Origin of the sequence: Klebsiella ornithinolytica (assembly GCF_030505655.1) — a bacterium.
GTDB lineage: Bacteria > Pseudomonadota > Gammaproteobacteria > Enterobacterales > Enterobacteriaceae > Klebsiella > Klebsiella ornithinolytica.
Map to the genome: position 1 here is coordinate 3708281 of NZ_CP130153.1, position 13617 is coordinate 3721897.

General features: G+C 54.7%; 12 protein-coding genes. 7 read left to right on the forward strand and 5 right to left on the reverse strand.

Features of this window, described 5'->3' with window-relative positions; all coding sequences use genetic code 11:
- Positions 1-40 precede the first annotated feature (40 nt).
- Positions 41-2323 (forward strand): formate C-acetyltransferase, encoded by a 2283-nt coding sequence (pflB, locus tag Q1L34_RS17750; protein WP_004860061.1) that lies wholly within the window; start codon positions 41-43, stop codon positions 2321-2323.
- A 200-nt stretch (positions 2324-2523) separates the two neighbouring features.
- Positions 2524-3264 carry a pyruvate formate lyase 1-activating protein gene (gene pflA, locus Q1L34_RS17755; RefSeq protein ID WP_004860059.1) on the forward strand — a complete coding sequence of 247 codons (741 nt, stop codon included), beginning with the start codon at positions 2524-2526 and terminating at the stop codon, positions 3262-3264.
- 89 nt (positions 3265-3353) lie between these two features.
- Here the strand turns inward: pflA and Q1L34_RS17760 are convergent, their stop codons facing one another.
- On the reverse strand, positions 3354-4202 hold the full coding sequence (locus Q1L34_RS17760; protein WP_015584797.1) for a MurR/RpiR family transcriptional regulator: 849 nt from the start codon (positions 4200-4202) through the stop codon (positions 3354-3356).
- A 122-nt stretch (positions 4203-4324) separates the two neighbouring features.
- Between Q1L34_RS17760 and Q1L34_RS17765 the strand changes: the two genes are divergently transcribed.
- The 5 genes from Q1L34_RS17765 to Q1L34_RS17785 are packed head-to-tail and all read left to right on the forward strand — an operon-like array spanning position 4325 to position 8097.
- Positions 4325-4600 carry a PTS sugar transporter subunit IIB gene (locus tag Q1L34_RS17765; protein WP_015584798.1) on the forward strand — a complete coding sequence of 92 codons (276 nt, stop codon included), beginning with the start codon at positions 4325-4327 and terminating at the stop codon, positions 4598-4600.
- 17 nt (positions 4601-4617) lie between these two features.
- The gene (gene ulaA / locus Q1L34_RS17770; RefSeq protein WP_015584799.1) at positions 4618-5883 is read left to right on the forward strand and encodes a PTS ascorbate transporter subunit IIC; all 1266 of its coding nucleotides are present in this window, start codon (positions 4618-4620) and stop codon (positions 5881-5883) included.
- A gap of 12 nt (positions 5884-5895) precedes the next feature.
- Positions 5896-6693 carry a transketolase gene (locus tag Q1L34_RS17775; protein WP_004860052.1) on the forward strand — a complete coding sequence of 266 codons (798 nt, stop codon included), beginning with the start codon at positions 5896-5898 and terminating at the stop codon, positions 6691-6693.
- Positions 6693-7604 (forward strand): transketolase family protein, encoded by a 912-nt coding sequence (locus Q1L34_RS17780; RefSeq protein ID WP_099144542.1) that lies wholly within the window; start codon positions 6693-6695, stop codon positions 7602-7604. The genes Q1L34_RS17775 and Q1L34_RS17780 overlap by 1 nt, the downstream gene beginning before the upstream one ends.
- Positions 7605-7656: 52 nt before the next feature.
- The gene (locus Q1L34_RS17785; protein ID WP_032716976.1) at positions 7657-8097 is read left to right on the forward strand and encodes a PTS sugar transporter subunit IIA; all 441 of its coding nucleotides are present in this window, start codon (positions 7657-7659) and stop codon (positions 8095-8097) included.
- 56 nt (positions 8098-8153) lie between these two features.
- On the opposite strand, the gene Q1L34_RS17790 is transcribed toward Q1L34_RS17785, so the two are convergent.
- The 4 genes from Q1L34_RS17790 to dmsA form a co-directional block, all read right to left on the reverse strand.
- The gene (locus Q1L34_RS17790) at positions 8154-9302 is read right to left on the reverse strand and encodes an MFS transporter (RefSeq protein ID WP_015584800.1); all 1149 of its coding nucleotides are present in this window, start codon (positions 9300-9302) and stop codon (positions 8154-8156) included.
- Positions 9303-9573: 271 nt separating this feature from the next.
- Positions 9574-10437: a dimethyl sulfoxide reductase anchor subunit family protein gene (locus Q1L34_RS17795; RefSeq protein ID WP_004860046.1), complete on the reverse strand. Its 864-nt coding sequence runs from the start codon at positions 10435-10437 to the stop codon at positions 9574-9576.
- A gap of 1 nt (position 10438) precedes the next feature.
- Positions 10439-11056: a DMSO/selenate family reductase complex B subunit gene (locus Q1L34_RS17800; RefSeq protein ID WP_015584801.1), complete on the reverse strand. Its 618-nt coding sequence runs from the start codon at positions 11054-11056 to the stop codon at positions 10439-10441.
- Between the two features lie 10 nt (positions 11057-11066).
- Positions 11067-13505 (reverse strand): dimethylsulfoxide reductase subunit A, encoded by a 2439-nt coding sequence (gene dmsA, locus Q1L34_RS17805; protein ID WP_032716974.1) that lies wholly within the window; start codon positions 13503-13505, stop codon positions 11067-11069.
- Between the last annotated feature and the right edge of the window lie 112 nt (positions 13506-13617).

A 13617-nucleotide genomic window follows, 5' to 3' on the forward strand; every position in this document is an offset into this window, starting at 1 on the left:
GGCAGTAAATAAAAAATCCACTTAAGAAGGTAGGTGTTACATGTCCGAGCTTAATGAAAAGTTAGCCACAGCCTGGGAAGGTTTCGCGAAAGGTGACTGGCAGAAAGAAGTCAACGTACGTGACTTTATCCAGAAAAACTATACCCCGTATGAAGGCGACGAGTCCTTCCTGGCTGGCGCAACTGAAGCGACAACCAAGCTGTGGGACAACGTTATGGAAGGTGTTAAACAGGAAAACCGCACTCACGCGCCTGTTGACTTCGACACTTCCCTTGCATCCACCATCACGTCTCATGACGCGGGCTACATCAACAAAGCTCTTGAGAAAATCGTTGGTCTGCAGACTGAAAAGCCTCTGAAACGTGCGATTATCCCGTTCGGCGGCATCAAAATGGTTGAAGGTTCCTGCAAAGCGTACGATCGCGAACTGGACCCGATGCTGAAAAAAATCTTCACCGAATACCGTAAAACCCATAACCAGGGTGTATTCGATGTGTACACCAAAGACATTCTGAACTGCCGTAAGTCTGGCGTTCTGACTGGTCTGCCGGATGCGTATGGCCGTGGCCGTATCATCGGTGACTACCGTCGCGTTGCGCTGTACGGTATCGACTTCCTGATGAAAGACAAATACGCACAGTTCCTGTCTCTGCAGTCTGACCTGGAAAACGGCGTAAACCTGGAAGCGACTATCCGTCTGCGTGAAGAGATCTCTGAACAGCACCGCGCTCTGGGTCAGATCAAAGAAATGGCAGCGAAATATGGCTGCGATATCTCAGGTCCGGCAACCAACGCGCAGGAAGCTATCCAGTGGACCTACTTCGGCTACCTGGCCGCGGTTAAGTCTCAGAACGGTGCAGCAATGTCCTTCGGTCGCGTATCCACCTTCCTGGATGCTTACATCGAACGTGACCTGAAAGCAGGCAAAATCACTGAACAAGACGCTCAGGAAATGATTGACCACCTGGTCATGAAATTGCGTATGGTTCGCTTCCTGCGTACTCCGGAATATGATGAACTGTTCTCCGGCGACCCGATTTGGGCAACTGAATCCATCGGTGGTATGGGCGTTGACGGCCGTACCCTGGTCACCAAAAACAGCTTCCGCTTCCTGAACACCCTGTACACCATGGGTCCGTCTCCGGAACCGAACATCACCGTTCTGTGGTCTGAAAAACTGCCGCTGAACTTCAAGAAATTCGCCGCTAAAGTGTCTATCGATACCTCTTCTCTGCAGTACGAGAACGATGACCTGATGCGTCCGGACTTCAACAACGACGACTACGCTATCGCATGCTGCGTAAGCCCGATGGTTGTTGGTAAGCAAATGCAGTTCTTCGGTGCTCGTGCTAACCTCGCGAAAACTATGCTGTACGCTATCAACGGCGGCGTTGATGAAAAACTGAAAATGCAGGTTGGTCCGAAATCTGAACCAATCAAAGGCGACGTTCTGAACTTCGACGAAGTGATGGAGCGTATGGATCACTTCATGGACTGGCTGGCTAAGCAGTATGTCACCGCCCTGAACATTATCCATTACATGCACGACAAGTATAGCTACGAAGCCTCTCTGATGGCGCTGCACGACCGTGACGTCATTCGTACCATGGCATGCGGTATTGCTGGCCTGTCCGTTGCGGCTGACTCCCTGTCTGCTATCAAATATGCGAAAGTTAAACCGATTCGTGACGAAGACGGCCTGGCCGTTGACTTCGAAATCGAAGGTGAATACCCGCAGTTCGGTAACAACGATTCTCGCGTTGATGACATGGCGGTTGACCTGGTAGAACGTTTCATGAAGAAAATTCAGAAACTCACTACCTATCGTAACGCTATCCCGACTCAGTCCGTTCTGACCATCACCTCTAACGTGGTTTATGGTAAGAAAACAGGTAATACCCCTGACGGTCGTCGTGCTGGCGCGCCGTTCGGACCAGGTGCTAACCCAATGCACGGCCGTGACCAGAAAGGTGCTGTTGCCTCTCTGACCTCCGTTGCTAAACTGCCGTTTGCTTACGCGAAAGATGGTATTTCTTACACCTTCTCTATCGTGCCGAACGCGCTGGGTAAAGACGACGAAGTGCGTAAAACCAACCTTGCAGGCCTGATGGATGGTTACTTCCATCACGAAGCGTCAATCGAGGGCGGTCAGCACCTGAACGTCAACGTCATGAACCGCGAAATGCTGCTCGACGCGATGGAAAACCCGGAAAAATATCCGCAGCTGACCATCCGTGTATCTGGCTATGCAGTACGTTTTAACTCCCTGACTAAAGAACAGCAGCAGGACGTTATCACTCGTACCTTCACTCAGACCATGTAATGGTTGTGACTGAAATCGCGATTTAAAAAGCGTACAATAAAGGCTCCACGTAAGTGGGGCCTTTTTAGCACCTCCCGTACTACAGTCTCTTTTGCCCGCTATCTATACTGCATGGATAACAGCCAAAACAGACTTAACACAGCCGGTTTGAGCTGTGCATCACAGGCCCCGGACGGGCCGAATCTGGAGATATCACCGCAATGTCAACTATTGGTCGTATTCACTCCTTTGAATCCTGCGGCACCGTCGATGGCCCCGGGATCCGCTTTATCACCTTCTTCCAGGGCTGCCTGATGCGCTGCCTGTATTGCCACAACCGTGACACCTGGGATACCCACGGCGGCACCGAAGTCACCGTCGAAAGCCTGATGAAAGAGGTTGTAACCTATCGCCACTTTATGAACGCTTCCGGCGGCGGCGTGACCGCGTCCGGCGGTGAGGCCATTTTGCAGGCCGAGTTCGTGCGCGACTGGTTCCGCGCCTGCCGCAAAGAAGGCATTCATACCTGCCTCGATACCAACGGCTTTGTTCGTCGCTACGACCCGGTTATTGACGAGCTGCTTGAAGTGACCGATCTGGTCATGCTCGACCTCAAACAGATGAATGATGAGATCCATCAGAATCTGGTTGGCGTGTCTAACCACCGTACGCTGGAGTTTGCCCGCTACTTATCGAATAAAAACATCAAAGTCTGGATTCGTTACGTGGTGGTTCCCGGCTGGTCTGACGATGATGATTCCGCGCACCGCCTCGGCGAGTTTACCCGCGATATGGGCAATGTCGAAAAAATCGAACTGCTGCCCTATCACGAGTTAGGCAAGCACAAATGGGTAGCGATGGGTGAAGAGTACAAGCTGGATGGCGTACATCCGCCTAAGAAAGAGACCATGGATCGGGTCAAAGGCATTCTCGAGCAGTATGGCCATAAGGTCATGTACTAAGCCGACGGGCGGCATGGCCGGCTAAGCAGAATTTTCCCCGGATAGCGACGCAGAACGTCTTATCCGGGTGGAAAACGCTTCGGCAAGCATTACGACATAAAGTATTGCGACAGCTTATTCGCCACGCTTTCAATCGAGAAAATGCGTTTCTGATGCGCCTTACGATATTCCGCATAGCGCTCATCCTGCTCCTCCAGCGCGCGAAGCATTCGATCGGCAACCATCATTGCCCCCGCAATTTCGGCAAATCCTGATTCACCTTCTCCCTGTAAAGCCACCGCGGCCTGCAGGTTCCAGTCCGATAAACGGGCCAGCGGCGTAAACGTGCCGCGGGTCAGCGACAATATTTTCACCCCCTGCTGCTTCGCCAGCGTCAAAGCCTGGATCATATCCGCCGAGGCCTGTTCGGTATGCACGACGATAATTCCCGTCTTTTGCCGATCGGTTGCTATCGGGATCGCCGCCGGATAAGAGCGATCGACGAAGCTGGCAACTTTGCCCATGTTAATTAAATTCATTTGCAGAAACAGGGCAACGGGCACCGCCGTACCCACCGCATAAATAGCGATGTTATTCAGCGCATTCAGCCACACCGCTGCGCTTTGCAGCTCCTGAGCATCGATAATGGTATTGCTATCGCGAATGCTCGCCAGCACCGGCGCAATATCGTCGTCATCGCCGGCTTCCGGGCGGGCAGCCCCCTGCTCAACCGCCAGCGCCGTTCTGAAATCGGAGAAACCTTTAAATCCAAACGCCCGACAAAAACGGGTGATGCTGCCCTCGCTGGTGTCAACAGAGTCGGCCAGTTCTGAAATCGTATGCCGCATCACAAAATCAGGATTTTCCGCAATAAAACGGCCCACTTTCTCCAGTATCGGGCTGAGTTCTGAAGACCCATTTCGTATGTTTATCAACAGGTTGTTATCTATCTGGCTCATTTTTTGCCTTTCTTGCTCAAAATGCAAACACAGTCACATCTTTCGTTTCGCGCTAAAGATAATAATTATTATCTCACACAAACAAATAAAAATAATTATTTTTACAAACAGGAGAACATCTCATGAAAGGTCTCATCGTCTGTCGCACCGGTATGGGCAGTTCCTTAATGCTCAAAATAAAAGCACAAAAAATCATCGATAAACACGGCTGGGATATCGAGCTGGAACACGACGTCCTCTCCGGGTTACGAACCTGGCGAGATATTGATTTCGTGATCACGATGCGCGATCTCACCGAGGAAGTCGAAGCTGCCGGATTTAACGCTATCGGTATCACCGACCTGATGAACAGTGAAGAAATGGAATCAGCGCTTATCCGCGTAATCCAGCACAACTAACCTCTCCCGGAGGCAATATGGATTTCCTCAGATTTATTGTATTCGACATTCTGGGCGTCACCCCACTTTTAGTTGGTTTTATCGCATTAATTGGCTTATTGATCCAACGAAAGCCCATTGAAAAAGTGCTCTCCGGGACTTTCAAAACCATTGTCGGCTTTCTGGTTTTTGCCGGCGGGGCCGGGCTGGCCGTGACCTCTCTCGGCAATTTTCAGACATTATTTAGCGATGGCTTTGGTCTGAAAGGCGTGATGCCGCTGGCGGAAGCGCTGACCGGGCTGGCGCAAACTAAATTCGCGATGTGCGTCTCGCTGATTATGGTGATTGGTTTTGGCTGGAACCTGTTCTTTGCCCGCGTGACCCCTTTCAAATACATCTTTCTCACCGGACAGCATAATCTCTATCTCTCGGCCCTGCTGACCGTCACCCTGAAAGCGCTCGGCTATAGCGACATGACCACCATTATTGTCGGTTCAATCCTGCTGGGGCTGGCCGCCTGTCTGTACCCGGCAATTGCCCAGCCGTGGATGAGAAAAATCACCGGTAATGATGAAATTGCGATGGGGCACTACGTGACGCTGGCCTACGCGGCATCCGGATGGATCGGTTCAAAGGTGGGCGATCCTAAACAGTCGACCGAAAAGCTGAACCTGCCCGGCTGGCTGGGGATCTTTAAAGATTACATCGTCTCCGTATCAATCTCGGTCAGTATTTTCTATTACATTGCGGCGCTCGCCGCCGGGAAAGCGGCGGTCACGGCGGCGGCTGGCGGAATGCACTGGCTGGTTTACCCTCTGTTCCAGTCGCTCACTTTCACCGCGTCTCTGTACATCATCATTACCGGGGTACGCCTGCTGTTGTCTGAAATTGTCCCGGCCTTCCTCGGCATTTCGGAGAAATTCATTCCCAACGCCAAACCCGCCCTCGATTGCCCGGTCGTTTTCCCGTATGCGCCAACCGCCACGGTACTGGGATTTATCTCTTCATTTGTTGGCGGGCTGGTGGTGATGGGCTTTCTGGCGATCCTCGGGCAAACCGTCATTATTCCGGTGGCGATCCCCTACTTCTTTATCGGCGCCACCGCAGCGGTATTTGGTAACGCTTCGGGCGGCTGGAAAGGAGCTATCGCCGGCAGCTTCGTCACCGGGATCCTGATCGGCATCGGTCCTGCCTTGATCTACCCCATCATGGAGTCCGTCGGCCTGTCGGGAACCAGCTTCCCGGAAACCGACTTTGTCGCCCTGGGCCTGGTTGTGTACTACATCGGCAAAATGCTGCCATAAGAAGGAAACCACATGAACATTGATGAACTGAAGTCCCATGCGCTCGCCGCTCGCCGCGATATTGTCACGATGATTTATGAGTCCGGCATTGGCCACCCGGGCGGCGCCTTATCGATAATCGATATCCTCACCTGGATCTATTATCAGGAGGTTGACCTGGCGGCCTCGCCCCGCGCGCGCGTCGTTATGAGCAAAGGGCACGCCGTTGCCGCGCAGTACGCCATGCTTTACCAAAAAGGGAAAATCGATCGCAGCGAGTTCAATACCTTCCGCCAGATCAATTCGCGCCTGCAGGGACACCCCAGCATAAAATCGCTGCCGGATGTCGATGCGACGACCGGTTTGCTCGGCCAGGGGCTATCCGTCGCCTTCGGTATGGCGGCCGCTAAAAAGCGCCGCGACGAGCCTCATCGGGTATTTGCCATCATCGGCGATGGCGAAATGCACGAAGGGCAAATCTGGGAAACCTTACAGCAGGCCGGGCATATGAAAATGGATAATCTGGTCGCGATTATCGATTACAACGGCTTCTCTTCCCACGATCCGGTCAATGAGGTGGTTAATCTCGAGCCGCTGGCGGATAAGATCCGCAGCTTCGGCTGGCACGTGCTGGAGCTGCATAACGGTAATGATATGCACCAGGTGGCCGACACCCTGATGCTCTCCCGCCATCTGAAAGGCAAGCCGGTAGCCATCGTTGCCCATACCACCAAGGGCTCCGGCGTCAGCTATATGGAAAATAACGGCGACTGGCACTCAAAAACCCCGACCACAGAACAATACCAGCAGGCAATGGAGGAGTTACAGTGATGAAAGCACCGCGTGATGAGATCGGTAATGCACTGATTGCCCTGAAAGAAAAAGGCTACCCCATCGTCGCTATCGATAGTGACTTAGCCAGTTCAACCCGCACCGACCAGTTTCAGGCGCGCTACCAGGAGGCCTTCTTCGAAATGGGGATTGCGGAAGGTTCAGCGATGAGTTTTGCCGTGGGTCAGGCGCTTGAGGGCTATATCCCCTTCTATGTCAATTTTGCGATGTTTGTAACGGGGACGGCATGGACCCAGCTGCGACAGGCCTGCTACGCCAAAGCCAACGTCAAGCTGGTGGGTAGCCATCCGGGGATGGATGACGGCCCGGACGGCGCCTCGCACCACGCGCTGGAGGATCTTGCCCTGACCCGCGTGCTGCCGGGCCTGACGATCCTGACGCCGGCCGATGCCGAAGAAATAGCCGACGCCTTTGAGCAGGCGGCAAAAATCAAAGGCCCGGTTTATATCCGCGTGGCGCGTGAACCGATGCCGGTGCGCGATAAGAGCGTGATACCCCGGGTCACCGATATCGCGGCTATCGCCAGCAGCGGCAACGAGTTCGCCATTCTCTTTGAGGGCACGGTGCTGGAACAGGCCAGCGAAGGCTATGAAAAGCTGGTTGCCAGCGGCAAGAAAGGCAAGCTCATCCACGTGGCGACGCTCAAACCGTTTAACCAGCAGGAGTTTTATGCGCTGGTAGCAGACTGTCCGCAGATCGCCACGCTGGAGAATCACACGGTAAACGGCGGCCTTGGCGGCCAGGTAGCCGAAGCGATGGCCCAGGCGGCCCATCCGGCGCGCCTGACGCGCCTGGGAACGCAGGATACCTTCACCGAGTCGGGCAACAGCCGGCAGCTCAAGGCAAAATACGGCATCTCCGGCGAGGCGCTGTATAACGCGCTTCGCTGACCGTCGCACGAGCCGGTCGCCCACTGACCGGCTCGCTATTTGAGGAGCCGACATGGATGAAAAATTATTTGCCGCTTGTCAGTACACCGAGCGTGGTCTGGACTGGCGCGGCGCGATTAAGCTGGCCTGCCGTCCGCTGGCGCAGCAGGGGAAAATCAGCGCCGGCTATGCGGATGCCATCATCAGCGCCACCGAGAAAAATGGCCCCTGGTACATACTCACTGCGGAATTTGCCCTCCCGCACGCCCGCCCGGATGAAGGGGTTCTGAGCCCGCACAGCGTGCTCTCACTGGTTTGCTGCGCCGAAGCCGTGGCGTTTCCCGATCACCCCGATGTACGGCTGATTATCGTCCTGGCCGCGGCCGATAGCGAACAGCATATTCAGACGATCCAGCGATTAGTCTGCTGGCTGGATGAGGGGGATCGGCTGCATCGGCTCACCAGGGTGGAGCATCAGAGCCAGCTTGATGCGCTCGTCGCTGGCGGTAAATAAATCAAAGGGGACAACGTCCCCTTTGATTATCACCGTAGCGAAGGCCGGAAGAAAAATTACGCGTGCGCCACCGGCGTCGGATGATGACCGGCTTTACGCAGCAGCGTCAGCAGATAAATAAACGACACGCTGGCAATCATGATAAATAGCAGGTTGTCGGAAAAGTTCTGCATCAGCATGGCGGTGAAGGTTGGCCCGAGCAGGCTGCCGACGGTATAGCTCATCAACAGCGCCTGGTTCATGGCGACCAGCTGATGGCGCTCGACTTTCTCACAGGCCCAGGCCATTGCCACCGGGTACAGCGTGAAGCCCGATGCGCCAAGGATAAACAGCGCCGGAGCCATTGCCGCGCCGCTAAGCATTGCCAGGCAGCCTAAAATCACCACAAAAACCTGAACGCGCAACACCAGCAAGCGACCATAGCGGTCGGCCATACGGCCGATCGGCCACTGGCCCAAAATACCTGCGCTGACCATAACCGCCATCCAGAAACCAATGCCGGAGTCACTGACGCCCTGATGGTTCAACCACAGCGGCATCAATCCATACAGCGACCCAAGAACAATCCCGGAGATAATGCAGCCGTTCACGCCATGGCGGGCCTGACGCAGCCTGAGCATTGGCCAGATCCGCGCCGGCTCATGCTGTTCATCACTTTGATTCACGACGCGGGTAAACAGCAGCGGCAGAATCGCCGCCAGCGTCAGCGCGGTCACCCACGGCAGCACGCTCATTAGATCCGTCGGCAGTTTGCTGACCATCAGCTGACCCAGCACGGTTCCCACATAGTAAACCATCATATAGGCGGCCAGCAGACGACCGCGGCTACGCGACGTTCCGCTGCAAACCAGCGCGCTTTCGACCACTACCCAAATCATCGCGCAGCCGACGCCGGCGAGAAAGCGCCAGCTGAACCAGGTCCAGAAACCGAGGGTAATACCAAGTCCGACGCAGCCCACCGCAAAGATCAGCGACGCAAGATAATAGCTACGGTTAAATCCCAGACGCTTAATCACCCATCCGGCCAGCAGCGTCCCGACCAGGTTACCGGTGAAATAGGACGAGCCCACCATTCCGACCTGCCAGGTTGGCATATTTTCATGGGCGAGCCAAAGCGGGACGAGGGTATTTAAAACCGCAATCGCCAGCGTCAACAGAAGCAGGCCGCAGAGCAACATTTGCACCGGCCGGGTGTAGATGGACATGGATATAACCGTGAGGAAGTTTAGATTTCGTGCGCATCATGCCACCGCTAAAAACATTGTCAATCCACCAGAAATCAGGCGGGACGCGGTTTCACGGGCAACGATAGAAGTTTTTCATCCAGCGGAGCGACAACAGAATTATTCTTTATATTATTCCATTGTTTTTATTAATTTATTGAAAATAAACGGCGGGAATATCAGTAGAAAAATTTCATGAATCAACAGCACTTTTTTGTTGCGCCAGAACCGGGGGTTCTGGCGCAACAGCTTATCAGCTGGCGATAGCCATGCCGACCGTCATATGCAGACCGTAGAAGATGCCACGCCCTACCATCTCGCCGACCAGTACCAGCACCAATGCCAGGCTTAACAGCGGCACGGCGGGCTGATAGCCTTTGAGCAGCGGAACAACCCAGCATGCCAGAGCCAGCACCAGCGCAACCACACGCCAGGCCATCAGTGAGCCATAATCCGGCACCAGCGCGGAGGCCTGCTGAATAGAGCTGTGGATCATCGGCAGCTCGCTGCCTTGCATCAGGGCCACAATAACGCTGGCCACCAGCGCCAGCAGCGTGACCACCGGCAACAGACGCATCGCCCAACCGTCAACGCCCGCCACGCGCAGCAGTAGATAGCCCAGCAGCGGGCCGCCGAGAAACAGCGTCAGGAAGAAGCTCAGCGGCGTCCAGACGGTATACCAGGTCGGTACGGTATCAATGGTGTTATACACCCGCACCATCATCCAGACGAAGAGAATACCCAGCACCATCGTCGCGACCAGCCAGAGGCTGCGCAGCCCGGCCGGCAGCTTCTTCACCACCGCCAGCAGCCAGCCAATTCCGCCGACGGCGAAAAAGAGGGCTCCGCTGGCAATTTCGTTACTTAACGACGACGCACCAATCCGGTTAAGCGAGTTAAAAGCCCGCATCGGCGATCCCAGGTGCATCGTTGAGGCAATAAACCCAATCCCCATCAGCACCCACAAGCCAAACATGCTCAGCACTACGCGCTGCTGCTGCTCATTCGACAAACCGCCTTTCATCAGCGCCAGGGCCAGGACGATAAAACCGCCCGCCACACATTGTCCAAAGACCGTGAAGATCATCAGCGGCCATTCATGCCATCCACTTCCCATCTCACACCTCCTTCGGGTTGGCCAGATAGCCGGTTGTATCACCACACGGACGACTATTGGCGTTCGGTTTGATGACAATACTGGGTTTGGTAAAGTGCGCGGATGGCAGCGGCGCAACCGCAGCCAGTTCGCCGTGTTTCTTACGCAGTTCTTCGATCGGGCCAAAGTCCAGCGCGCGCAGCGGGCAGGATTCGACGCAAATCGGTTTTTTACCCTCGGCAACGCGCTGGTAGCAGCCATCACACTTGGTCATATGCCCTTTCGCCGCATTATACTGCGGCGCACCGTACGGGCAGGCCATATGGCAATAGCGACAGCCGATGCACACATCTTCATCAACCACGACAAAACCGTCATCGCGTTTATGCATAGCGCCGCTCGGGCACACTTTGGTACAGGCAGGGTCTTCGCAATGGTTACAGGCGATGGATAAGTAATAGGCAAAGACGTTCTGATGCCAGACGCCGTTATCCTCCTGCCAGTCACCGCCCGCATATTCATAAATGCGGCGGAAGCTAACGTCCGGCGTTAAGTTCTTGAAGTCTTTACAGGCCAGCTCGCAGGTTTTACAACCGGTACAACGAGCAGAATCGATAAAAAATCCGTATTGAGTTGTCATCGGTTATTCCTTACAGCTTTTCAACCTGGACCAGGTTCGTGTGCGATGGGTTACCTTTCGCCAAAGGCGACGGGCGTTGGGTGGTGAGCACGTTGATGCTCCCCGCCTGATCCACGCGTCCTGCGTCCGGGTTATACCAGGCGCCCTCACCCAGCGCGACAACGCCAGGCATCATTCGCGGCGTCACTTTGGCTTCGATATGCACTTCACCGCGATCGTTGTAAATACGGATGCGATCGCCGTTGGCAATGCCGCGTTGTTTCGCATCGAGTGGGTTAATCCACATCTCCTGACGACAGGCGGCCTTCAGCACATCGACGTTGCCGTAGGTGGAGTGAACGCGCGACTTGTAGTGAAAACCGGTCAGCTGCAGCGGGAATTTCGCCGTCAGCGGATCGTTATAGTTTTCAAAACCTGGCGTATAAATCGGCAGCGGATCGATCACATCGCCTTCGGGGAGTTCCCAGGTGGCGGCAATTTGCGCCAGCGCCTGGGAATAGATCTCAATTTTGCCCGACGGGGTCTCCAGCGGATTTGCCTGCGGATTGTCACGGAATGCCTTATAGGCAACATGATGCCCTTCCGGGTCGCGCTGCTTGTAAATCCCCTGCTGACGGAAGGTATCGAAGTCCGGCAAATCCGGGATAGCCTTGCGGGAAAGTTCGTGCAGATAACGCATCCAGCCTTCCTGGGTACGGCCTTCGGTAAACTTCTGCTCCACGCCCATGCGTTTTGCCAGTTCCGTCGTCATGTCATAAATCGTTTTGCACTCAAAACGCGGTTTAATCACCTGGTCGGTGAAGATGACGTAGGACATGTTGCCGCATGAAGCATCCAGCGCGAAGTCCATCTGCTCGGAAGCGGTGCAGTCCGGCAGCAGAATATCGGCATATTTTGCCGACGAGGTCATGTGGCAGTCGATCACCACGATCATCTCGCACTTCTTATCATCCTGCAGGATTTCATGGGTGCGGTTGATATCAGAGTGCTGGTTAATCAGACAGTTACCGGCATAGTTCCAGATCATTTTGATCGGGACGTCCAGTTTATCTTTACCGCGCACGCCGTCACGCAGCGCCGTCATCTCCGGGCCACGTTCAATCGCATCGGTCCACATAAACATGGAGATACTGGTCTCAACGGGGTTCTCCAGCGTCGGCATACGTTCAAAAGGCAGGTCGTAAGAACCTTCACGCGCGCCGGTATTCCCTCCGTTGATGCCAACGTTTCCGGTCAGAATCGACAGCATCGAGATAGCCCGGGTGGCGATTTCACCATTCGCGTGGCGCTGCGGCCCCCAGCCCTGGCTGATAAAGGCAGGTTTGGCTGTCGCAATTTCGCGTGCCAGCTGCACAATACGCTCGACCGGAATCCCGGTGATAGTCGATGCCCACTGCGGCGTTTTGGCAGTGCCGTCCCTACCCTGACCGAGGATGTAAGCCTTGTAGTGACCGTTGGCCGGCGCATCGGCAGGCAACGTTTTCTCGTCATAGCCGACGCAGTATTTATCGAGGAACGGCTGATCGACCAGGTTTTCGGTGATCATCACCCAGGCGAGCGCGGAAACCAGCGCGGCGTCGGTACCGGGGCGAATCGGTATCCACTCATCTTCACGGCCGGCGCCGGTATCGGTATAACGCGGATCGACAATGATCATCCGGGCGTTGGATTTTTGCCGCGCTTGTTCCAGGTAGTACGTTACCCCGCCGCCGCTCATCCGCGTTTCGCCGGGGTTGTTACCGAACAGCACCACCAGTTGACTGTTTTCGATATCCGACGGGCTGTTACCGTCGGCCCAGCCGCCGTAGGTGTAATTCAGACCCGCGGCTATTTGCGCCGATGAATAATCACCATAGTGGTTAAGGTAACCGCCGCAGCAGTTCATCAGACGCGCAATGAGCGTTTTCCCCGGTGGCCAGGAGCGGGTCATGGTGCCGCCAAGAGTTCCGGTCCCGTAATTCAGATAGATCGATTCGTTACCGTAATCTTTAATCAGGCGCTGCATATTGCTGGCGATAGTATCGAATGCTTCTTCCCAGCTGATGCGCTCAAATTTTCCTTCCCCGCGCTTGCCAACGCGCTTCATGGGATACTTCAGACGATCGGGGTTGTAGACACGGCGACGCATGGAACGCCCGCGCAGACAGGCGCGTACCTGATGCAGGCCATCATAGTTGTCATCGCCGGTATTATCCGTTTCAACGTATTTAATTTCACCATCAACCACATGCATCCGCAGCGGACAGCGGCTGCCGCAGTTCACGGTACAGGCACTCCAGGTGACGGTTTCATTCACCGGCGCCAGAGCGTCGGCAGCATGGGCAATGCGTGTAAACGGTAGGGTAAATGCGCTGCTGGCCATCGCCAGACCGCCAATTGCCGTGGTTTTCATTAAACCACGCCGGCTTACTTCGGCAGCCAGTAAAGCATCGGGGGCTTTAATTTTCATGGATACTCGCTTTGGTTGCTCACAATTCACTGACAATCGTTATATATATACATATATAACGAATTTAATCTTTTATAGTTTTTTATGCTGCGTTAACACCAAGGGAGTATGG

Coding starts and splice junctions, on each gene's coding strand:
- Q1L34_RS17775 (WP_004860052.1), top strand. CDS start 5,896: ATGAACATTGATGAACTGAAGTCCCATGCGCTCGCCGCTCGCCGCGAT.
- pflB (WP_004860061.1), top strand. CDS start 41: ATGTCCGAGCTTAATGAAAAGTTAGCCACAGCCTGGGAAGGTTTCGCG.
- Q1L34_RS17785 (WP_032716976.1), top strand. CDS start 7,657: ATGGATGAAAAATTATTTGCCGCTTGTCAGTACACCGAGCGTGGTCTG.
- Q1L34_RS17790 (WP_015584800.1), bottom strand. CDS start 9,302: ATGTCCATCTACACCCGGCCGGTGCAAATGTTGCTCTGCGGCCTGCTT.
- pflA (WP_004860059.1), top strand. CDS start 2,524: ATGTCAACTATTGGTCGTATTCACTCCTTTGAATCCTGCGGCACCGTC.
- dmsA (WP_032716974.1), bottom strand. CDS start 13,505: ATGAAAATTAAAGCCCCCGATGCTTTACTGGCTGCCGAAGTAAGCCGG.
- Q1L34_RS17800 (WP_015584801.1), bottom strand. CDS start 11,056: ATGACAACTCAATACGGATTTTTTATCGATTCTGCTCGTTGTACCGGT.
- Q1L34_RS17760 (WP_015584797.1), bottom strand. CDS start 4,202: ATGAGCCAGATAGATAACAACCTGTTGATAAACATACGAAATGGGTCT.
- Q1L34_RS17765 (WP_015584798.1), top strand. CDS start 4,325: ATGAAAGGTCTCATCGTCTGTCGCACCGGTATGGGCAGTTCCTTAATG.
- Q1L34_RS17795 (WP_004860046.1), bottom strand. CDS start 10,437: ATGGGAAGTGGATGGCATGAATGGCCGCTGATGATCTTCACGGTCTTT.
- Q1L34_RS17780 (WP_099144542.1), top strand. CDS start 6,693: ATGAAAGCACCGCGTGATGAGATCGGTAATGCACTGATTGCCCTGAAA.
- ulaA (WP_015584799.1), top strand. CDS start 4,618: ATGGATTTCCTCAGATTTATTGTATTCGACATTCTGGGCGTCACCCCA.